This window comes from Burkholderia sp. SRS-25 (genome assembly GCF_004343765.1).
Lineage (GTDB): Bacteria > Pseudomonadota > Gammaproteobacteria > Burkholderiales > Burkholderiaceae > Burkholderia > Burkholderia contaminans.
Genome location: NZ_PTXM01000002.1, coordinates 214,471 through 234,443, shown reverse-complemented (window position 1 = coordinate 234,443; position 19,973 = coordinate 214,471). Strand labels below are relative to the sequence as shown.

The following is a 19,973-nucleotide window of genomic DNA, read 5'->3' as shown; positions in this document are numbered from 1 at the left end:
GATCCCGTGACGAGCGTGTCGACGGCCTGCAGCGATGCGCCTGCGGGCCGTGTCCGGAGCGACGCGTTCCGGGAGTCACGGGATTGTCGGGAAAACGTAAGGACGTGCGCTATCGTATATTTAAATCTGCGTTAATTAGTAATTTTTTGTAATGATTGTTGGGAAAAGTGTAGATGGAAATGCGATGCCGAGCGGGGGATTAAAGGTTTTTGATTTTTTGCCGTAAACACATCGTTTTGATTGTATTTATTGATGGATTTTTACTGGAATTTAAAACTCGCAGAGAGTGTGAATGTTTGATGGTTTTTTCGCTTGCTCTGCTAAACACTGGATCGGTCGGCAGGGCGCGGAAAGCGTTCTTCTCGGCAGTCATCGGACCGAAGTCCTTGCCCACTGGCCTACCTTCGCCGCGGATGACGTCAACCCGCTTGCCCGTGAAACGTTTTCGTTTGCCAATCCGCATTTCCAGGCCAGACGTCTTTTTCCGGAGCAAGGGGGTGCGCCGATTGGAAAAAATCGAGTGTAAAACTTAATTCACATATGGCAGGTTTGTACACATAACGTATCGTCGAATGGCGATCGAGATACTTCGATGTGGCCCGTGAGCACTAATTGGCGCTTCAATATCGACTGGACACGGAGGCCGGATATGAATGAGCAGTTTTCATGTCTTGAAACATAAGGGCAGATCCATTTGATCGGATTCATTACTGCTGCGTCGCGGCCTTGTTTCGCTCGATTGTCCACTATATTGTGACAGCGAATCTTGTTTTGACGGATTGATGATTTCCGGTGAGACAGTAGACTGCATCCGTGCTTCGCCAGAACCGATCCGGAGCGCGCCACGAGCGGCGCGCCCAGACGGATTCTTCGGCGGCGGGCCAGCCGGCTTGCTGTCCGATCGTGCGAGGAGTGTTTCGTTGCCGACCTGGCGCGCCGATTCGGCGCGTCTCGGCACCGGACGCATCAAACCGTCAATTCAAGGGTGATTGTCATGCGTTACGTTTCACTGGAGTCGAAGAAGGACGAGCTGCTGCTGGCGGCTCGCGTGCTGTTGATGATCCTGTTCGTGTTGTTCGGCTGGCAGAAGCTGACCGGCTTCTCGGGCACGGTCGCGTACATGGCGTCGACGGGGAACCCGGCGCCCGAGCTGGCGGCCGCGATCGCGGTGGCGGTCGAGCTGGCCGGCGGCCTGCTGATCGCGATCGGCTTCTACACGCGTCCGCTCGCACTCGTGTTCGCCGCCTATACGCTCGCGACCGCGTTGATCGGCCATCGCTACTGGGCGCTGCAGGGGATGGAGCAGTACATGGCGATGATCAATTTCTACAAGAACGTGAGCATCATCGGCGGGCTGCTGTTGCTCGCACTGACCGGGCCGGGGCGGTATTCGCTCGACCGGAAGTAACGCGGGGCGCGGTTTTCCGCAGAGGTGACGGCCCGGTGCGTACAAGCGCACCGGGCTTTGTTTTTGGGCGATGTTCGTGAGGTGGCGGCGCCGCGGATTGCTCGCTCGCAGGGGCGGCCGCGCGGCGTGTCGACGTCGCCGGCAGAACGGGCGTCGTCCCGGTGGACGGGTGCGCCGTGCCGAGCGCCGGCCGCGGCGCACATGACGCACGTCCGTCGCGGGGTTGCCGATCTGTCATCACGCCGTACCGGCTGTCATACTCGGCTATGCTCCCCGCCACCCGGGCCCGAGCGTCGAACGCGACCTCGAGCACTTCCAAGTCACCCGAATGACCGCCCATGCCAAACCCGACCTCGTCGACTGACCTCCCGACCATCCTCCTCATCGGCGCCGCAGGGCTCCTCGGCCGCGCTGTGGCCGCATCCCTGGCGCGCGAATCGTCGCTGAACCTCGTCGCAACGATCCGGAACCCGCAAAGCGCAGGCGCAAAACGCCTGGCGCTGCCCCCGGAAAACCTCGCCGAACTCGACGTCCTCGACGAGCCGGCCCTCGAACACCTCTTCGCCACCTGCCGACCGGCCGCCGTGATCATCTGCGCGGCCGAGCGCCGCCCGGATGTCTGCGAACGCGATCCCGCAGCCGCACGCGCCATCAACGTCACGGCCCAGGCCCGCATCGGCGTGCTCGCCGCGCGCTACGGCGCATGGACGCTCGGCATCTCCACCGATTACGTTTTCGACGGCAAGGCGGCCCCGTACCGCGAGGACGCCGCACCGAACCCGCTGAACATCTACGGCCGCACGAAGCTGGAAGGCGAGGCGGCGCTGCTCGCCGCGTCGCCGCTGTCGTGCGTGTTGCGCCTGCCGCTGCTCTTCGGCCCGATCGTCGACTGGAGCGAATCGGCCGTTACGAGCCTCGTGCCGGCGATCGTCGCTTCCGCTCGGCCGGGCGCCGACGCGGTCGGCATGGACGCATGGGCGATCCGTTACCCGACGTATACGCCGGATGTCGCGGACGTCATCCGCGACCTCACGCTGCGCCATCTCGCGGGTGCGTCGATCACGGGCCTCCGTCACTGGTCGGCCGAGGAGCCGATGACGAAGTACGACATCGCGCAGCGGATCGCGGCCGCGCTCGGCATCGAAGCCGCGCTCAAGCGAATCGACCAGCCGACCGACGCGACACCGCGCCCATATGACTGCCATCTGGACGCATCGCGCGTGCGCGCCGCGGGGATCGACCACGCGACGCCGTTCGATACCGCGCTGCGCGCCGTGCTGCGCGATGCGCCGCAGGGGCTGTAGGATCGGGCGCCCGTCGCGGCCCCCCACCTTCTTGTCGCCATTGAAGATCATTCAATGGCGAAGCCAATTATCAAGACCGACCGACGTGCGACAGAATGCGTACCAGGCTTTCCAGCATGGACACGAAGCATGCATTTCGACCACGCCACCATCGTTACCGACGACATTGACGGTACACGCCGCTTCTTCGATGAGGTCGTCGGTCTCGATACCGGGCCTCGACCTCCGTTCCGGGTGGATGGCTATTGGTTGTACCTCGATAGCCGCCCGATGATTCATGTCACGCGCGCAACGCTGCCTGCGCACGAAGGCCGCAGCACGCCGCGCATCGATCACATTGCGCTTCGCGTCGACACGCACCGCGAATGGGCGACGTTGATCGATCGACTGACCAGCAGTCGGATCGACTACTCGTTGAGCGAAGTACCGTTGTCCAATGAGCTGCAGTTGTTCGTGTCCATTGCGCCGGGGGTTTCCGTCGAATTCGTGACGACGCTCGGCGCCGACAAGCTGTACGGGATTCCTAACGGATGACCGGATCTGCCGAATCGTCTCGCGAGACACATGGCGCTTGCCGATTTCGCCGGCGACAGGCGGCGACAGCGGCGATTCGGCGTGGGCGGCCGTCAACCCTTGGCCGCAAACGGTATTCAGAACATTTGACGCGTGCGACGGGCACTGCTTCACGCTCGGGAACACGCTTTTGATCGGAGGAAACGAGCGATGCAATTCGATGGACAAAACGTGCTGGTGGTCGGCGGAAGTTCCGGGATCGGCGAAGCGGCCGCGCGGGCCTTTGCGGCGGGCGGGGCGAGCGTGACGATCGCGTCGCGCGACGCGGCCAGGCTGGCGGCGAGCGCAGCGAGGATCGGTCACGGCGTGCGAACCGGTGTGATGGACACGACCGACGACGCCAGCGTACGTGCATTTTTCGATTCGGCGGGCGAATTCGACCACGTTGTCGTGTCGGCCGCGCAGACACCCACGGGTCCGATGCGTGATCTCGCGCTCGCCGATGCGTACGCGGCGATGGACAGCAAGTTCTGGGGAGCCTATCGCGTCGCGCGGGCCGTACGCATTCGGCAGGGCGGGTCGCTGACGTTCGTGTCGGGCTTCCTGAGCGTGCGGCCGAGCAAGACCTCGGTCCTGCAAGGCGCGATCAACGCGGCGCTTGAATCGCTGGCGCGCGGGCTTGCGCTCGAGCTGTCGCCCGTGCGGGTGAATACGGTATCCCCGGGCCTGATCGCGACGCCGCTCTGGTCGAAGCTCGATGCGCAGGCGCGGGACAGGATGTACGAAGGCGCTGCGGCGCGCTTGCCGGCCGGCCGTGTCGGTCAACCCGAGGACGTTGCGAACGCCGTGCTCTACCTCGCGTCGACCCCGTACGCGACCGGCTCGACGGTGCTGGTCGACGGTGGCGGTGCGATCGCGTAGCGGCCCGGTCGGTTGAAGTTCGAATCGAGGCGCGTCGCCGGTTGACCGTGCGCGCGTGCCCGGATTCCGCGCGCCGTGTGCGTCGACGGATGATCTCGGGCGCGCGGGCGAGCATGAGCGTCTGCGCCGCAACCGTTTTTGGGCGCCGGCATATTCGGGATGCCATCAGCGCTTTCTGGTGCCCGCAGGCTGCGATCGTTTCGATGTCCGTACCGAATCGTTGTCCGGCATGTCGAGGCCGGACGAGCGGATCGTGTGCGACAACGCTTCTTCAAAACGCTCCATGGCAGGCGTGAACGTCTTGCCGCGACGCCAGCGCAACGCGGCGATGCGCGACAGGCCATCGTCCGCGATCGTCGCCGCCACGATCCTCGAGCGGTGCGGTATCGCGAGCGGACTCGCGATGGTCGCGTAGTCGGCGCGCTCGACGAGCCGTATCAGCGAGTCGACATTGGCCGCCTCGACCCGCACGTTCAGCGTAATGTTTGCGCCAGCACATGCGGTGTCGATCTGCCCGCGCATGGCGAATGTCCGATTCAGCAGCGCAAGCGGATGCGTCGCCACTTCCCGCAGGCTGACGGTCTTCCGGATCTTGCGACCCGCGGATCGCTGCACCAGCGCCAGCCGTTCGATGAACAACGTTCTCTGCTCGATGTCCGCATGCGACAGATGGGAGAACGACACGCCGATGTCCAGTTCATTTTCCACCAGCCCCTGGTCGATCGCCGCAGCCGGAAGTTCCTGAACGGACACGTATAACTGCGGGTGTCGTGCGAGCAGGGCCGATATCGTCGGCATGACGAGCGATCGTGCGTACGTGTCGATCGCACCGATGCGCAACGCGCCGTGAACTTCGCGCGAGCGGTTTCGGACATTGGCCAGCGTCACATCGAGTTTCGACAGGATCGGCTCGACTTCCGCGAATAGATCCGCCCCCGCTTGCGTCAACAGGATCCCGCGGCCCACCCGATCGAACAACGTCACGTCGAGCAGATCCGCCAACTCGCGCAGATGCTGGGAGAGTGCGGGTTGAGTGAGGTGCAGCCGAGCTGCGGCTCGCGTCACGCTGCCGGCGCGAGCGACTGCAATGAAGCTGCGCAGCAGGCGAAGATCGATCGCTGAATGCATAACGGATCCTGATGAATCAACACGCAAAACATTAATTTACATCAGGCACACCGAATCCTAACCTCCCGTCGATGCATTCTTTCAACGGAGGTGAAGAGATGCCGCATCTGATCATCGAAGCCACGCCCCACATTGCGCGCCTGCTCGATTTCCGGTCATTGATGGGCGCGTTGCACGAACAGCTCGCCGCGCAAGGACACGCGTTACTCGCCGAATTGAAGAGTCGCGTTCATACGGCCGATCAATTCCTGTCCGGCAATGACCCGACACACGAATTCATCGTCGTCAGGCTATTGCTGACGAAGCCGAGGAGCGAGCCGGTACTGAACGACATGGGGGGACTGATTCACGACGTCGTGCGAGATGCCGTCGAGCGGGTCGAACCGGCGTTCGGCTGGCAGTGCTGCGTACTCGTCTGCGATTTCAGCGGTGCGCCTTACATCAAGACGGTCCGTGACGGCACCCGCTCCGACACCGGCGCGTCTGCATGACGCGGCGCGCGTCGACAAGAATTCATGGAGACAGCAATGGACATCACGCGCAGCACCGGGTGCGATACGCCCGACGAACGAAAGGCAATGCCGGCAGACAGGTCGCCGGAGTATCTCGACGCACTGTATCGGCGCATCGCTTGGAAGCTGATGCCGCTGCTTCTGGTGGCACAGGTTCTTGCGTATCTCGACCGGGTCAACGTCGGGGCCGCGAAACTGCAGATGGCGGGCGAGCTCGGATTGAGCGACACCGTCTACGGTCTCGGCGCCGGCCTATTCTTCGTCGGCTACTTCTTGTTCGAAGTGCCGAGCAACCTTCTGCTGCATCGGGTGGGAGCGCGCGTGTGGATCGCCCGCATCATGGTGACCTGGGGCATCGTCTCGGCAGCTGCGGCATGGGTACATTCTCCCGGCACGTTCTATTTGCAGCGGCTGCTGCTCGGCGTGGCGGAGGCCGGATTTTTCCCCGGCATCGTGCTGTATCTGACCTACTGGTTTCCTGCTCACCGGCGCGGTCGGATGACGACGCTGTTCATGAGCGCGACGGCGGTCGCAGGCATTGTCGGCAATACGTTGTCGGGCTGGATCATGACGCATCTCGACGGCTTCGGTGCGCTGTCCGGATGGCAATGGACGTTCGTGATCGAAGGCCTGCCGACGGTCGGCGTGGGGCTCGCGGTGCACTATCTGTTGCCGAGCCGTCCGACGGATGCGCGCTGGCTGTCGCCGGAAGAGACGGACGCGGTATTGCGAAGCCTCGAGGTCGACGCGGGTCATGCCGCGGATGCGCGGCGCGCACCCCGGTTGCCGGCATCGGAGATGGCGTTGCTGACGACGATCTATTTCCTGCTTCTCGTCGGTCTGTACGGGATCGGCTTCTGGCTCCCGACGCTTGTCAAGGAAACGGGGCTGACGAAACTGTCGTGGATCGGCCTTTGCAGCGCGATTCCCTATCTGATCGCGGTGCTGGCGATGAATATTGGCGCCCGTCGCGCGGACCGGGGCGGCAACTGGGCGGCCTATGTTGCGGGGGGCGCTTGTATGGCGTCGGCCGGTTTCGTCGTGAGCGCGTTGTTCAGCGGCGTTCTGCCCGCCGTGATCGCGGGGCTCTCGCTGGCCGCTGCGGGCACGCTGACGGCGCTGCCGCTGTTCTGGCACCTGCCGACCATGCGATTGACCGGCGCGGCCGCGGCGGCGGGGATCGCAACGATCAATTGTTTCGGAAACCTGGCGGGATTCGCGGGGCCGATCGTGTTCGGATGGTTGAAGGATCGCCTTCACGATGCGACGGCGCCGACCTTGCTGCTGGCGCTGAGCGCTTCGGCGGCGATGGCGCTCACCGTCGCGTACCGAAGGGCATCGACGCATTGAAGCGCGGCAGGCCGAGCAGGCTTGCCGTATCCGGACGGAACACCGATTTTTTGGTCTGGATTGAAAGTCTATTCATTTCAAGGCCCATTTTCAAAGCGGGACCGATTTCCGAAAATTGGTTGTACGCGCATCAATCTGCGTGACATTCCGTACCCGTCCATTCGTCATCATGCATCGCGTTGCGGTGCGAGAGACGCGCTTGCGCGTCATGAGGAGATTGTCCATGGCAATTCAAATCGATCATGTGGATCGTGATCCGGCCGAGCAGGCGCCCGATCAACCGGCGCGCCGTTCCTTCCTGACCAAGGCCGGAATCGGCACGGGCGCGTTCGCCGTCGGCGCAATGCTTCAATCCACCGGGGTCGGTGCGCAAACGGGCAGCACCGGATCGAAGCCGGTAGCCGCGCCCGCGCAGGGTGAATTCTGGCCGAACGGTGCACGGCTGGTCATTTCGATTTCGATGCAGTTCGAGGCGGGCGGGCAGCCGCCGAAGGGCGCCGACAATCCGTTTCCGAAAGTCGATTTCCCGGCGAGCGTTCCTGCCGATCTTGCCGCGCAAGCGTGGTTTGCGTACGGGTATCGCGAGGGAATTCCCCGAATGCTGGATCTGTGGGATCGTCATGACGTGAAGGTGACGAGTCACATGATCGGCGAGGCGGCGAAGCGGCATCCGCAGGTGGCGCGCGAAATCGTGGCGCGCGGCCACGAAGCGGCGGGCCATGGGCCGACGTGGAACTCGCAGTACGCGATGTCGCGATCGCAGGAACGCGAGTTTCTGATCCAGGCGCGATCGATGGTCGAGGAGGTGACGGGCCAACGTCCGATCGGCTACAACGCGAACTGGCTGCGACGCGGGCCGAACACGCTGTCGCTGCTGCAGGAGCTGGGCTACGTCTATCACATCGATGATACGAGCCGCGACGAGCCGTTCATCGAAAAGGTCAACGGCAAGGATTTCGTCGTGATTCCGTATACGCTGCGCAACAACGACATCCTGCTGGTGGAGGGGCGGAATTACTCGCCTGAGAAATTCCTCGAACAGATCAAGTTCGATTTTGATCAGTTGTACGAGGAAGCGGGAACGCGTCGGCGCATGATGTCGATCAGCGCGCATGACCGCATCAGCGGCACGCCGCAGATGACGCGTGCATGGGATGCGTTCCTGCGTCATGCAAAGAGCCATCCCGGCGTTGTGTTCATGCGCAAGGACGACATCGCGCGGTTCGTCCTGCAAAGCCCGATAACGGTACGCGAAAGCGAGACGATCTAGCGGGTTGCAGCGGCGCCTTCGCACCGGTTCGATCGTGCGAAGGCGCTGGACGACGCTTCGGTTGTCGCTTCTCGCTCGTCGCTCGTCGCATCGGCGAAGAGGCGCTGATCCCGTGCGCGCATCCGGATTACCTGGCGGCCAATCCGACGATTCGTACGGTTGACGATTGACGGAAGCATCGCCTCATTGCGTTTCGCACGTCGACCACGGGCCGCGACCGGCCGCTCGAGTTCGTTGAACACGGGCGAACGGCCGCGCTGACCATCGTGTCCCGCTTCCGCATCAACCACGGTGAAGCGCTCGCCGAAGCTGCCGCGCCTGGCGCGGGCCTCGCACGGTTCCCCCGAGTTTCCCGCCAAAACCCACCTGAGCAGCGGCACGCTTGTCCAAGTGTTGCCGACCTGTCGCCTCGCCCCGCGCCGCTGCCTGCCAAGCTCGTGATGCCGGGCTTGCGTACGAGGCCTGCTCGCGTGCGTGCGCTGATCAACGCGTTGACCGGCGATGAATGATGGGGGACCCATCAGGCACGTACCGTCCTTGCGTTGATTTTCTTGTCTGGTTTGAAAATGATTCAAGGCGGGGGCCAATTATCAATCGGCACGGTGGCAAGCAGAATCGCTGCACATCCACTGCGGCTTCGCCGCCTTCCCGGAGACAGCCATGCCACTTCCCATTCTCGCGCTGGCCCTGAGCGCGTTTGCCATCGGCACGACGGAATTCGTCATCATGGGCATCCTGCCCGACGTCGCGCAGTCGCTCTCCGTTTCCATCCCGTCGGCGGGGCTGCTCGTGAGCGGCTACGCGCTGGGTGTCGCCGTGGGTGCGCCGCTGCTCGCCGTCCTCACGAGCCGTATGCCGCGCAAGTGGGCGCTTCTGCTGCTGATGGGGATCTTCATCGTCGGCAATGTTCTGTGCGCGGTCGCGCCGGGTTACACGAGCCTCATGATCGCCCGCGTCGTCACTTCGTTCGCGCACGGCTCGTTCTTCGGCATCGGGTCGGTCGTTGCCGCGTCACTCGTGCCGCAGGACAAGCGCGCAAGTGCCGTCGCATTGATGTTTACCGGCCTTGCGCTCGCCAACGTGCTCGGCGTGCCGCTCGGCACCTTCATCGGCCAGACGCTCGGCTGGCGTGCCGCATTCTGGTCCGTCGCAGGCGCCGGCGTGCTTGCTGCGCTGGCCCTCGTGGCACTCGTGCCGAACACGCACGAAGCGCAGCCCGCGAGCCTTGCGCACGAAGTAGGCGTGCTCAAGAACCTGCAGGTATGGCTTGCCCTGTTGATGACCGTGCTCGGTTTTGGCGGCATGTTCGTGGTGTTCACCTATATCACCCCCGTGCTCGAGCAGGCGAGCGGATTCGCGCCGAGCGACGTGACGAAGATTCTCGTGCTGTTCGGCATCGGTCTGGCCATCGGCAATGCGCTCGGCGGCAAGCTCGCGGATCGCGGCGTGATGCGGACGCTGACGGGCGTGTTCGTCGTGCTGGTCGCGATCATGGTGATGTTCAGTCGCACCATGCATCACCCCGTGGCATCGGTGCTGACGATTTTCGTCTGGGGCGTCGCAGCGTTCGCGACGGTTCCGGGCCTGCAGATGCGCGTGCTGAGCAAGGCCGCGAGCGCACCGAACCTCGCATCGACGCTCAACATCGGCGCGTTCAACGTGGGTAATGCGATGGGCGCGTGGCTCGGTGGCATGGCGCTTTCGCACGGGCAGGCACTCGACACGCTGCCGCTCGTGGCCGCCGCGGTGACGCTGATGGCGATTGCGGTGACCGCTTTCGCGTCCCGGCTGGATCGACGCGAGACGGCACAAGCGAATCGCACCGCCCGCTTTCCAGCCTGAATGACCCAAGTCACACCACCGTCGGATTCAATCCGTTCATCGAGCATCGAGTACCCACTCAAGGAGCACGTCATGAAAACCCGCACCGTCCTTTCCGCCGTTTCCCGCATCGCGCTGGCCGCAGCCACAGCCGCTGCCGCGTTGCCTGCCATTGCCGCGACCGGCGACGATCTCGTGCAGCCGAAAACGCTGATCGTCGACAAGAGCCTCTCGAAGCGGCAGGCCGAGCAACAGATCCGCGCGGCACGCCTTTACGATACCTTCTGGAGCACGGGCGACGAGGCCCAGGCCCGCGAGGCGCTGGCGGCCGATTTCACCGACCGCACCTTGCCCGCCGGTCGGCCGCAGGGCATCGCCGGGCCGTTGGCTGCATCGCAAGGCTTCCATCGCGCCGTGCCGGACGTCCACGCCGACGTCGAACAGATGATCGTCGCCGGCGACCGCGTCGTCACCCATCTGCATTTCACCGGTCACTTCACCGGCACCTTCAACGGCGTGCAGGGCAAGGGGCAGGCGGTCGACTTCATCGCCACGGACGTCTATCGCATTCGCGACGGCAAGATCACCGACAACTGGCATCTCGAAGACAACCTGACGTTCCTGCAACAGCTCGGCGTGGTCGCCAAGTAAGCGGGCGGGGGCCGATCCTGCCGATCGGCCTTTTCCTCGTTGGTTCGCATCGCGTTACCATGCCCGGTCCTCGCGGCGCATCGCGCGGCACAATCCAACATCCCTTTCGCGCGACGCGACCATGGACAATCTCGGTGACATTCGCCTTTTCGTCGAAGCAGCAAGCCTGGGCAGTCTTTCGGCGGCCGGCAGAAAGCTCGGACTGTCCCCCGCAGCGGCGAGCGCCCGGCTCGTCAAGCTCGAGGGAGAGCTCCACACTCAGCTGTTCGAGCGTTCGACCCGCAAGCTGCGCCTCACGGATGAAGGTCGTCTGTATCTCGTACATTGCCAGCATGCGCTGCAAACGCTGGAGGATGCGCGCGCGGCGTTGCAGGCCGGGCGTGCATCGGTGAGCGGGGCGTTGCGCGTATCGGCCACCTCCGATTTCGGGCGCACCGTGCTGCGTCGATGGCTCGACGAATTCAACGAACGCCATCCGAACGTCACGCTGACGCTCGTGCTCTCGGATTCACTGTCACACTTGCTGCAGGACGATATCGATCTCGCGATCCGGTTCGGCGTGCCGGCGGACAGCTCGATGGTCGCCAAGCGCATGGCCGACAATCGCCGCGCGCTATGCGCGTCGCCCGACTACATCGCCGAGCACGGCATGCCGAACCATCCCGACGATTTGCGCGAGCATCGATGCATCGTCCTTTCTTCGGCGGCCGGCGCGGCGAACAACTGGCGTTTCGCGCGCGACGGGGAAACCGCGTCGTTCACCGCGCCGCTCGACCGTTCCCGTCAGACCAATGATGGTTCCCTTGCCCGCGAATGGGCGATCGAGGGGCGCGGGGTGGCAATGAAATCGATCTGGGACATCGGCGCCGATCTTCAGGCCGGGCGGCTCAAGCTGCTCCTGCAGGAATGGCGCTGCCCGGACGTGCCGGTGAACGCGCTGTTTCAACGAACGCTTTATATGGCGCCACGCGTGCGTACATTGCTCGATTTCCTCGAGCAGCGGTTCTCCGAAGCTTCCGAAGCGCTGGCGCCGTTTCTGCGGTAATTTCCCGCGATCGCAGGCTTTCTGCGTTCGTCGGGGCGGCGCGTGAAGACGTTCGATTCGGCCCGCGTTCGCGACATCGCGTTTGCCGATTGAACACGAAGGCCGTCGCGCTGCGGGTTGGCGCTGTCCTTGCAGGCGCCGAAGGTTGTCGGGATGAAAAATACCCGGCAACGTTTGGCTCGTAGCGGCAAGCACGGCTGCTCGATGGATACCGGAACGGGAGTGGGGCGGGCCGCGGGCTGGGGTGTCATGACGCGCAGCGCCGACACCACAGCCCGCGACGGTGCTGGATTCGGAATGTCAATCCAGCCCCGTGCTCCACGTATTGATAATCGTCGAGCGTTTAAGGTCGATTAACGAATGGCAAAGCGGGTTGCCGGCGAGCCATTCGCACAATTGTTTCCATAGATAAACAGATTCCTGTTTTCTGAATAGGCTTGGTAAATAATTGAATAAACTTCCTTCGCGCTGAACGAGTAGACGCCGTCGTTAATGGTCACCAGCAGGTTGCCGGTGGCGTCGGTCTCGATCTTATCGATCTTGCCGGCCTTGCAAAGCGCCTGGGCGGACGCGCACGTGGAGGCGAGCATCAGTGCCGAAAACAGCACGGTTGCAATCTTCTTCATGACTTTCCTTTGGTATTGAATGATTTAATGCGATTTGACGACATCGGTCACGTCCGGAGAGACAGGTATGCCGTTCCGGATTGCTGATTCACAAATGCGTGGAAATCAACGGTGGCCTGACGAGGTGGAAACTTTGCGACAAAGCACGAATGAAGCGATTTGTGCCGCGCCTCCGTATCTCGTTGATCTTTGAATCACGGTGTTGCGGCGCACAACACAGACTATTTATTTGATTTTGAGTGCGCCAATCGTATTAATTTATCGTTAATCAAATTCGATAATTTTTTGTTTGAATATGATTTTCTTGAATTCTGCGGGTTGTTGTTTTTGTTTTTGATTGTTTCGATATTTAAATAATCGATGGCGAATATTGATTCGATGGTTGATGGTGTGGCGTGCGAAGCGCATGGGCATTCATGTGGGATCGAGCGTTCGGGCGCGTGGTTCGCCTGGTGCGCGGACTGCGCAGCGCATATCCGTCGATGCTGCAGCCGGCGCCGGCCGAGTTGATTTGTGCCGACCCGGAAAGACGCTACACTGCGCCAGTTCCCGACCACACAGGGAGCGTCAGGACACCGGGCCCACGTATTGCAAACAGGTGACGATGTAATCGCCCGCCCCTGACACATTCAAACAAATCACGAGAGAAAGAGAGGGCCCATGCTGACACGTCTTCGTATCGGACTCGATCGCGCACGCGACCTGCGCGAAGCGGGACGTCCGTCTCCCATCCAGCCGCGGCCGCTGCCGAGCGAGCTGGTCGACCTGAGCGCGCAGCGCGCGACATGGCGCGTGGTCGTTCCCGGCCAGGCAGACTGCTACATGGCGGCGATGCCCGCCGAAACGGAGCGCTTCGTCGTGCATCTCGACGCGCAAAAATTCTACGGCCTGTGGCTCGGCACGAGCCCGGCGTTTCCGCAACTGAATTCGCAGGACTGCGTGCCGCGCCGCGTCATGCCGCTCGACAGCAAGTATGCGTCGGCCGCCGCCGCGTTCCGGGCCGGTCGCATCGAACCCGTGGCGCTGCCGCCGGTCGGTTACTGGCTCGAGGGAAGCGGGTACGAAGTCGCGATGAGCAACGGCATGACGCGCACCTTCTGGCTGCTCGCCAACCGTGTGAGGTCGTTTCCGGTCAGCGTCGACAACGCGACGTGGGCCACGATGCTGAACAACATGGCCGGCGTCGGCGTCGCGCCGATCGCGTACCGCGAACTGTTTTCCCGGCACGCGTAGGCCGTTCGCCGCGATCCGGCGCGCCGCGGCGGCGCCGGATCGCCCCCCGGTTTGACATGCCGCGTTCGCGGCCATTAAAGTCGCATCGCGGGCCGGTGGGTCAAGCACACGCCCGGAACAGGCAGCCGATGTTCCAGGACTACGGGGCTACCCCGTGGATCAGATTGACACCCCGATGCGTCGCAAGGAGCACGGTTGCGCGTTGCGCAACGCGACTCCTCGCAGCACCAGTCACGTTGGCTCATCGTCCCGCCTATCGATTCCCATGTCCGGCTCCCTGTTCGACACCACCCGCACGATTGCGGAAGCGATGCTGGCCGGCGATCCTGAACGCCCCGGCGTCCTGTCACGGATGGCGGCTGTGCTCGGCGGCGCGCCACCGTGGACTCACGAAGTCGCGGATGCCGCGCTCGCACGCTTCGGTGCGCGCTGGGCCGACATCGACATCGATATGCTTGCGGCTGACCTCGCCGATGCGCCGGCTTTCGTGCTCGCCTGGTACGGCAGCGATCGGCCCGTCGCGATCCGTGTCGTACGGCGTCCCCCCGTCCAGCGGCCGTTGCCGGCGCCGCTCGCCGGCTGCGACGTGCCGCAATGGGCGACGCCCGGCGACCTTGCCGGCTGGCTCGGCGTGAGCGCGCCGGAGCTCGACTGGCTGTCCGACCACTGGCGCGTCGACGCGCGCAGCAGCGCCACGCCGTTGCATCACTACACGTACGTGGCGCACGACAAGCGCAGCGGCGGCAGCCGCCTCGTCGAAATCCCGAAAGGCCGGCTGCGCGAAGCGCAGCGCCGCATCCTGCACGGGCTGCTCGATCGCGTCGCGCCGCACGGTGCGGTACACGGCTTTCGCAAGGGGCACGGGATCGTGTCGTTCGCCGCGCCCCATGCGGATCGCGAGGTCGTCGTCCGTTTCGATCTCGAGGATTTCTTCGTGTCGATACGCGCCGCCCGCGTGCACGCGCTGTTCGTCACGCTCGGGTATCCGGCCGAAGTCGCGCGCACGCTCACCGGGCTGTGCACCAACCGCGTGCCGTCCGCGCGGCTGCTCGCGCCGGACCTGCGCGACCGGTTCGACTGGATCGGCCGCCAGCGTTATCGCGAACGGCATCTGCCGCAGGGCGCGCCGACTTCGCCGGCGCTGGCGAACCTGTGTGCGTTCCGGTTCGACATGCGGCTCGCCGCGCTCGCGCGTTCGCTCGGTGCAACCTACACGCGCTATGCCGACGATCTCGCTTTTTCCGGCGGCGGCGCGCTGGCGCGCGACGTCGAGCGGCTGCAGGTCCGCGTTGCCGCGATCGCGCTTGAAGAAGGCTTTGCGCTGCAACTGCGCAAAACCCGCGTGATGCGGCGCGGCATGCGGCAGCAACTGGCCGGCGTGGTCGTCAATCGTCATCCGAACCTGGCGCGCGATGCGTTCGATCTCCTGAAGGCCGTCCTGACCAACTGCATCCGCCACGGCCCGGCGTCACAGAATCGCGACGCGCATCCGGATTTCCGCGCGCATCTCGCCGGGCGCGTCGCGCATGCGGCCGCCCTGAACGCGGTGCGCGGCGCGAAGCTGCGCGCGCTGTTCGACCGGATCGCATGGGACACCCGCGACGTCGGCCAGTAATCGGACGTATCCGCATCGACGCCTTCTGCAATACGACGCCGAGCACTGCTATCATTCGCGCCATGCCGCGCCGGTGTCAGGTGCGGCGCTTACTTGCCGCAGTCGTTCGCCGTGCCTTCGTACATGGCGGGCTGCGCGTTGCCGGCCGGTCGTGTCTCATTGATTGACGCGCGACGTCGTTTAGTGCGTATCGCGCAAGCCATGCCGGCTCAGGCAAACGATGCACCCATTTGACAGCCCCCATCGGCGGAACTTCGTGGTAGGTTCCGCCATCGGAGCTTTTTGCGAAAACATGCCCAAAGAGGATGAATACATGACCCAGGCCCTGCAGGAACTCGAAGCACAACTTCGGGACCTGAATATCAAGCTGTCGGATGCGAAGCAGAAGGAGAAGCAAGCCGCGCTCGCGGCATTCAAGGAACAGGTCGAGCTTTTGGGAATTTCGCAGCAGGAAGTGCTGAGCGCGCTTGGCTACATCGTCCAGCGAAAACGCAAGGCGCCTGCCAAGTACTACGATCCGTCGACCGGCCGCTCATGGTCGGGCCGCGGCCCGCGCCCGAAATGGCTCGAAGGCAAGGATCTCGCCGCACTCGCCGTCGACCGCGAGGCCAAGACCTGGTGGCCCGGCGACGATCAAGGCTGAAGCCGGCCGGGCCGCGAGGCCGCCCGGCGCCGTCCGGTTCGCGCCAGCGGGCCGGCCGGCACCCCCCCGCCAGCATGCTGTTTTTCATCCGGTGTCCGGCCTGACCGCGACATCACCGGCTTCGCCGCCGACACCGGATCGCCTTTATTCCCTCCCGTTCATTGCCAGCGGATTCCCGCTCGACGTCCTGCAAGCGGGTGCCGACGTGCGCGCACCGCCGCCGCCGGCAGGTCCGCCGGCCCGTCGGGCACCGGCACAGGCCTTAGAATGTCGCCGGACAATCGTGGCAGGACACCATGGCAGCAAACATGAAATCTTCGTCGCTCGAGGGCCCGTCGGCCCCGCGCGTGGAGCAGGTCGGCGCGTACGCGTGGAAAGCGCTGGCCGGATCGGCGATCGGCTATGCGATGGACGGCTTCGACCTGCTGATCCTCGGCTTCATGCTGCCGGCGATCACGGCGGCGCTGCAATTGACGCCCGGGCAGGGCGGCGCGCTGGTCACGTGGACGCTGATCGGCGCCGTGGCGGGCGGCATCCTGTTCGGTGCATTGAGCGACCGTTACGGGCGGGTGCGCGTGCTGACCTGGACGATCCTGCTGTTCGCGATCTTCACCGGGCTGTGCGCGTTCGCGCAGGGCTTCGAGGATCTGCTCGTGTACCGCACCATCGCGGGCATCGGGCTGGGCGGCGAGTTCGGGATCGGTATGGCGCTCGCCGCGGAAGCGTGGCCGGCCAGCAAGCGCGCACGCGTGTCGTGCTACGTCGCGCTCGGCTGGCAGGCCGGTGTGCTGCTGGCCGCGCTGCTGACGCCGTTCCTGCTGATGCACATCGGCTGGCGCGGGATGTTCCTGGTCGGCGTGCTGCCGGCGGTGCTCGCGTGGGCGATGCGCAATACGCTGCACGAGCCTGAAGCGTTCGTGCAGCGCGCAGCGCAGCCGAAGGCCAACGCATTCCGCCTGCTCGTCGCGGACGGCCGTACCGCGCGCACGAGCCTCGGCATCGTGATTCTGTGTTCGGTCCAGAACTTCGGCTACTACGGGATCATGATCTGGCTGCCGACGTTCCTGTCGAAACAGATGGGCTTCTCGCTGACGAAGTCGGGGCTGTGGACGGCGGCGACGGTCGTCGGGATGATGATCGGCGTCTGGGTTTTCGGGCAACTGGCCGACCGCATCGGGCGCAAGCCGACGTTCCTGTTGTACCAGCTCGGCGCGGTCGTGACGGTTCTCGCGTATGCGCGGCTGTCGGACCCGACCGCGATGCTGTGGGCCGGTGCGCTGATGGGCATGTTCGTCAACGGGATGGTCGGCGGCTACGGGACGCTGATGTCGGAAGGCTATCCGACGGCCGCACGCGCCACCGCGCAGAACGTGCTGTGGAACATCGGCCGCGCGGTCGGCGGCTTCGGCCCGGTCGCGGTCGGCGCGCTGGCCGCGCACTACTCGTTCCAGACGGCCATCGCGCTGCTCGCCGGCCTCTACGTGCTCGACATGGTCGCGACGCTGTTCCTGATTCCCGAGCTCAAGGGCGTCGAGCTCGAATGAGCGCGGCCGTCGCGCACCACCCAACGACCTCACTCATGACCACGATGCAACAGAAGAACAAGACGATCGGCGTGATGGGCTCGGGCAAGGAGCCGTGGCTCGCGTTCTCGGAGCCGCTCGGCGCCTGGCTTGCGCAGGCCGGTTTCAACCTGTTGACGGGCGGCGGGCAGGGCGTGATGCTGGCGGTCGCGCGCGCGTTCGCCGGCGTGCCGGGGCGGGCCGGCCGATCGATCGGCATCCTGCCGACGCGGGCCGATCCGCTCGCGGGCTTCGTGCCGCTCGACGGCTATCCGCACCCGTTCGTCGACGTCCCGATCCTCACGCCGCTGCCGCGCCGCGAGCCGGGCGCCGCGCCGGATACGATCAACCGCAATTACGTGAACGTGCTGAGCAGCGACCTGATCGTCGCGCTGCCGGGCGGGCCCGGCACGGCCGAGGAGATCGCGCTCGCGCGGCGCTGGCGCAAGCCGCTCATCTGTTTCGGGCCGGACGGTGCGTTTCGCGAGCTTGCGGCAGGGGCCACGTGCACGTCGTCGCTCGACGACGTGATCCGCTTCGTGGAACACGCGTTTCCGGCGGAGCAGGCGCTGCGATAATTCGCGCGGCCGGTTCGACTACCGTCGTTGCGATGCTGGCACGCGATGTCACCGGTTTCGATGCGACGACGTGCCGCCGGCGCGCGCAAGCCGCCGGCGGCACGATTCGTTACCTCGGCGCGCGGTTCAGCGGCCCGTCTTCAACTGTGCCCACAGCCGGTTCTGCAGCCGGCGGATCTCGGGCGGCATCGGCTTGAGCAGCGTCATCCTGCTCAGCACTTCATCGGATGGATACACCGACGAATCGCGCGCGATCGCGGGCTTCACGTACTGGCGTGCGGCCTTGTTCGCGGTCGGATAGAACACCGCGTTGGTGATGCCGGCGTTGATCTTCGGATCCTGCATGTAGTTGATCCACTTCAGCGCGGCGTCGCGATTCGGTGCGTCCTTCGGGATCACCATCATGTCGAACCACAGCAGCCCGCCTTCCTTCGGGTTCGCGAAGCCGATCTCGTACGGGCGCTTCGCTTCGGCGGCACGACGATGCGCGATGCCGACGTCGCCCGAATAGCCGAACGCCACGCACAGGTCGTTGTTCGCGAGATCGTTGATGTAGCCCGACGAGTTGAACTGCGTGATGTACGGGCGCACCTTCTTCAGCACCTCGTACGCCGCGCGGTAGTCGGCCGGGTTCGTGCTGTTCGGATCCTTGCCCATGTACTGCAGCGTGGCCGCGAACACGTCGACGGCCTGGTCGAGGAACGACACGCCGCAGCTCTTCAGCTTCGCCATGTTGGCCGGATCGAACACCAGCGCCCAGCTGTCGACCGGCGCCTTGTCGCCGAGCGCCTTCTTCACGGCCTGCACGTTGTAGCCGATGCCGTCGGTGCCATACGCCCACGGCACGCCGTACTGGTTGCCCGGATCGGCATCGGCGACCATCTTCATCAGCAGCGGATCGAGGTTCGCCAGGTTCGGCAGCTTCGACTTGTCGAGCGGCTGGTAGACGCTCGCCTGGATCTGCTTGGCCATGTAGTTCGACGTCGGCACGACGATGTCGTAGCCGGAATTCCCCGACATCAGTTTTGCCTGCAGCGTGTCGTCGCTGTCGTAGTTGTCATAGCGGACGTGGAGGCCTGTCTGCTTCTGGAAGGTCGGGATCGTGTCCGGTGCGATGTAGTCGGACCAGTTGTAGATGTTCAGTTCGCCGGCCGCGTGGGCGGTCGTGCCGGCAGCGGCGGCGGCCGACAGGATCGCGGCGGTTGCAAGGGCGCGGCGAAGCGTGCGGATTCGCATGACGTGGTCTTCCATTTCGGTGCGTGTGTCGATCCGCGAGGCGCGGGTCGTGGCGCGATGGTTCATCGGATGAAGCGGACGTGCGCGACCGCCGCTCGCGGCGAGCGAGCGTGGTGCGCATCGATCAGGAGTCCGTTTGATTGCAGGCCGGGTCGTGCGGAAGCGAAGCGCGAGCCGATCCGGTCACCGGAAGGGCGACACGGCGAGCGGGTCGAACGGAGTCAGGGAAAGCGGCGGGGCGCTAAGGCAGCAGGGATGCCACTTCGTCGGTATGGATCGCGACGTATGCACGCGTGGCGACGGCGTTGTGGCGGCGAACGGAGCGGCGGGACAGGATGGTGTAGATCGACAGCGGCAGGCGAGGGCTTTGCCCGACGCCTCTGTCGTCGGGGGACGCGATCGTAGCGCGAAGGTTTCGCGCATCGCCTCGTCTCCACCGCACCAGCGGGCCACGGAATCTCACGATTACTCTCGACCGGGTTGTTGAAAGTATTGAACACCTGACGATTGGCCGGCGGCTGCCGTTCCAGGTTTCGGTCATCACAATTGCCGCGTGG

At 64.4% G+C, this 19,973-nt stretch carries 19 protein-coding genes; 16 read left to right on the top strand and 3 right to left on the bottom strand.

Translation table 11 applies throughout. From position 1 onward, the window contains the following. Positions 1–292: 292 nt before the first annotated feature. From C5O79_RS01885 to C5O79_RS01865, 5 genes are all read left to right on the top strand, one after another. Positions 293–526 (top strand): hypothetical protein, encoded by a 234-nt coding sequence (locus C5O79_RS01885; protein ID WP_124473710.1) that lies wholly within the window; start codon positions 293–295, stop codon positions 524–526. 468 nt (positions 527–994) lie between these two features. Next, positions 995–1,408 carry a DoxX family protein gene (locus C5O79_RS01880; protein WP_039355276.1) on the top strand — a complete coding sequence of 138 codons (414 nt, stop codon included), beginning with the start codon at positions 995–997 and terminating at the stop codon, positions 1,406–1,408. Positions 1,409–1,746: 338 nt separating this feature from the next. Further along, positions 1,747–2,712 (top strand): SDR family oxidoreductase, encoded by a 966-nt coding sequence (locus C5O79_RS01875; protein ID WP_122478349.1) that lies wholly within the window; start codon positions 1,747–1,749, stop codon positions 2,710–2,712. Between the two features lie 129 nt (positions 2,713–2,841). Then, positions 2,842–3,246: an extradiol dioxygenase gene (locus C5O79_RS01870; RefSeq protein WP_046547177.1), complete on the top strand. Its 405-nt coding sequence runs from the start codon at positions 2,842–2,844 to the stop codon at positions 3,244–3,246. Positions 3,247–3,435: 189 nt separating this feature from the next. Beyond that, the gene (locus tag C5O79_RS01865) at positions 3,436–4,146 is read left to right on the top strand and encodes an SDR family oxidoreductase (protein WP_122478347.1); all 711 of its coding nucleotides are present in this window, start codon (positions 3,436–3,438) and stop codon (positions 4,144–4,146) included. Positions 4,147–4,311: 165 nt separating this feature from the next. Here C5O79_RS01865 and C5O79_RS01860 read toward each other — a convergent pair whose 3' ends face one another. Beyond that, complete coding sequence (locus tag C5O79_RS01860) at positions 4,312–5,274, bottom strand: LysR substrate-binding domain-containing protein (RefSeq protein ID WP_122478345.1); 963 nt, start codon at positions 5,272–5,274, stop codon at positions 4,312–4,314. 98 nt (positions 5,275–5,372) lie between these two features. Between C5O79_RS01860 and C5O79_RS01855 the strand changes: the two genes are divergently transcribed. The 6 genes from C5O79_RS01855 (at position 5,373) to C5O79_RS01825 (ending at position 11,923) form a co-directional block, all read left to right on the top strand. Next, the gene (locus C5O79_RS01855) at positions 5,373–5,765 is read left to right on the top strand and encodes a hypothetical protein (protein WP_122478343.1); all 393 of its coding nucleotides are present in this window, start codon (positions 5,373–5,375) and stop codon (positions 5,763–5,765) included. Between the two features lie 36 nt (positions 5,766–5,801). Beyond that, positions 5,802–7,136: an MFS transporter gene (locus tag C5O79_RS01850; RefSeq protein ID WP_236862391.1), complete on the top strand. Its 1,335-nt coding sequence runs from the start codon at positions 5,802–5,804 to the stop codon at positions 7,134–7,136. A gap of 223 nt (positions 7,137–7,359) precedes the next feature. After that, a complete protein-coding gene (locus C5O79_RS01845; RefSeq protein WP_122478341.1) occupies positions 7,360–8,406 on the top strand; it encodes a polysaccharide deacetylase family protein in 1,047 nt (348 codons plus the stop codon). Between the two features lie 660 nt (positions 8,407–9,066). After that, positions 9,067–10,248, top strand: a complete 1,182-nt coding sequence (locus tag C5O79_RS01835) for an MFS transporter (protein WP_047853102.1) — start codon at positions 9,067–9,069, stop codon at positions 10,246–10,248. Between the two features lie 72 nt (positions 10,249–10,320). Next, complete coding sequence (locus C5O79_RS01830; protein ID WP_046547172.1) at positions 10,321–10,878, top strand: ester cyclase; 558 nt, start codon at positions 10,321–10,323, stop codon at positions 10,876–10,878. A gap of 121 nt (positions 10,879–10,999) precedes the next feature. Then, a complete protein-coding gene (locus tag C5O79_RS01825) occupies positions 11,000–11,923 on the top strand; it encodes a LysR family transcriptional regulator (protein ID WP_047853103.1) in 924 nt (307 codons plus the stop codon). 353 nt (positions 11,924–12,276) lie between these two features. On the opposite strand, the gene C5O79_RS01820 is transcribed toward C5O79_RS01825, so the two are convergent. Continuing rightward, positions 12,277–12,549, bottom strand: coding sequence for a hypothetical protein (locus C5O79_RS01820; protein ID WP_046547170.1), 273 nt, complete (start codon positions 12,547–12,549; stop codon positions 12,277–12,279). Between the two features lie 660 nt (positions 12,550–13,209). Between C5O79_RS01820 and C5O79_RS01815 the strand changes: the two genes are divergently transcribed. The 5 genes from C5O79_RS01815 (at position 13,210) to C5O79_RS01790 (ending at position 18,180) form a co-directional block, all read left to right on the top strand. Continuing rightward, positions 13,210–13,782: a hypothetical protein gene (locus tag C5O79_RS01815; protein ID WP_047853104.1), complete on the top strand. Its 573-nt coding sequence runs from the start codon at positions 13,210–13,212 to the stop codon at positions 13,780–13,782. Positions 13,783–14,047: 265 nt separating this feature from the next. Beyond that, on the top strand, positions 14,048–15,397 hold the full coding sequence (locus tag C5O79_RS01810; protein WP_131931075.1) for a reverse transcriptase family protein: 1,350 nt from the start codon (positions 14,048–14,050) through the stop codon (positions 15,395–15,397). A gap of 313 nt (positions 15,398–15,710) precedes the next feature. Further along, the gene (locus tag C5O79_RS01800; protein ID WP_046547167.1) at positions 15,711–16,040 is read left to right on the top strand and encodes an H-NS histone family protein; all 330 of its coding nucleotides are present in this window, start codon (positions 15,711–15,713) and stop codon (positions 16,038–16,040) included. A gap of 296 nt (positions 16,041–16,336) precedes the next feature. Then, entirely contained in the window at positions 16,337–17,584 is a 1,248-nt protein-coding gene (locus C5O79_RS01795) for an MFS transporter (RefSeq protein WP_122478337.1), read from the top strand. 44 nt (positions 17,585–17,628) lie between these two features. Continuing rightward, positions 17,629–18,180, top strand: a complete 552-nt coding sequence (locus C5O79_RS01790; RefSeq protein WP_174242193.1) for an LOG family protein — start codon at positions 17,629–17,631, stop codon at positions 18,178–18,180. Between the two features lie 126 nt (positions 18,181–18,306). On the opposite strand, the gene C5O79_RS01785 is transcribed toward C5O79_RS01790, so the two are convergent. Then, positions 18,307–19,416 (bottom strand): polyamine ABC transporter substrate-binding protein, encoded by a 1,110-nt coding sequence (locus C5O79_RS01785; protein WP_122479027.1) that lies wholly within the window; start codon positions 19,414–19,416, stop codon positions 18,307–18,309. Positions 19,417–19,973 lie beyond the last annotated feature (557 nt).

Bases quoted from the DNA above. Each gene is read 5' to 3' on its own strand.
- C5O79_RS01825 (WP_047853103.1), top strand. From the start codon at position 11,000: ATGGACAATCTCGGTGACATTCGCCTTTTCGTCGAAGCAGCAAGCCTG.
- C5O79_RS01800 (WP_046547167.1), top strand. From the start codon at position 15,711: ATGACCCAGGCCCTGCAGGAACTCGAAGCACAACTTCGGGACCTGAAT.
- C5O79_RS01790 (WP_174242193.1), top strand. From the start codon at position 17,629: ATGCAACAGAAGAACAAGACGATCGGCGTGATGGGCTCGGGCAAGGAG.
- C5O79_RS01880 (WP_039355276.1), top strand. From the start codon at position 995: ATGCGTTACGTTTCACTGGAGTCGAAGAAGGACGAGCTGCTGCTGGCG.
- C5O79_RS01785 (WP_122479027.1), bottom strand. From the start codon at position 19,416: ATGCGAATCCGCACGCTTCGCCGCGCCCTTGCAACCGCCGCGATCCTG.
- C5O79_RS01820 (WP_046547170.1), bottom strand. From the start codon at position 12,549: ATGAAGAAGATTGCAACCGTGCTGTTTTCGGCACTGATGCTCGCCTCC.
- C5O79_RS01855 (WP_122478343.1), top strand. From the start codon at position 5,373: ATGCCGCATCTGATCATCGAAGCCACGCCCCACATTGCGCGCCTGCTC.
- C5O79_RS01865 (WP_122478347.1), top strand. From the start codon at position 3,436: ATGCAATTCGATGGACAAAACGTGCTGGTGGTCGGCGGAAGTTCCGGG.
- C5O79_RS01885 (WP_124473710.1), top strand. From the start codon at position 293: ATGTTTGATGGTTTTTTCGCTTGCTCTGCTAAACACTGGATCGGTCGG.
- C5O79_RS01830 (WP_046547172.1), top strand. From the start codon at position 10,321: ATGAAAACCCGCACCGTCCTTTCCGCCGTTTCCCGCATCGCGCTGGCC.
- C5O79_RS01845 (WP_122478341.1), top strand. From the start codon at position 7,360: ATGGCAATTCAAATCGATCATGTGGATCGTGATCCGGCCGAGCAGGCG.
- C5O79_RS01860 (WP_122478345.1), bottom strand. From the start codon at position 5,274: ATGCATTCAGCGATCGATCTTCGCCTGCTGCGCAGCTTCATTGCAGTC.
- C5O79_RS01875 (WP_122478349.1), top strand. From the start codon at position 1,747: ATGCCAAACCCGACCTCGTCGACTGACCTCCCGACCATCCTCCTCATC.
- C5O79_RS01815 (WP_047853104.1), top strand. From the start codon at position 13,210: ATGCTGACACGTCTTCGTATCGGACTCGATCGCGCACGCGACCTGCGC.
- C5O79_RS01850 (WP_236862391.1), top strand. From the start codon at position 5,802: ATGGACATCACGCGCAGCACCGGGTGCGATACGCCCGACGAACGAAAG.
- C5O79_RS01870 (WP_046547177.1), top strand. From the start codon at position 2,842: ATGCATTTCGACCACGCCACCATCGTTACCGACGACATTGACGGTACA.
- C5O79_RS01835 (WP_047853102.1), top strand. From the start codon at position 9,067: ATGCCACTTCCCATTCTCGCGCTGGCCCTGAGCGCGTTTGCCATCGGC.
- C5O79_RS01810 (WP_131931075.1), top strand. From the start codon at position 14,048: ATGTCCGGCTCCCTGTTCGACACCACCCGCACGATTGCGGAAGCGATG.
- C5O79_RS01795 (WP_122478337.1), top strand. From the start codon at position 16,337: ATGGCAGCAAACATGAAATCTTCGTCGCTCGAGGGCCCGTCGGCCCCG.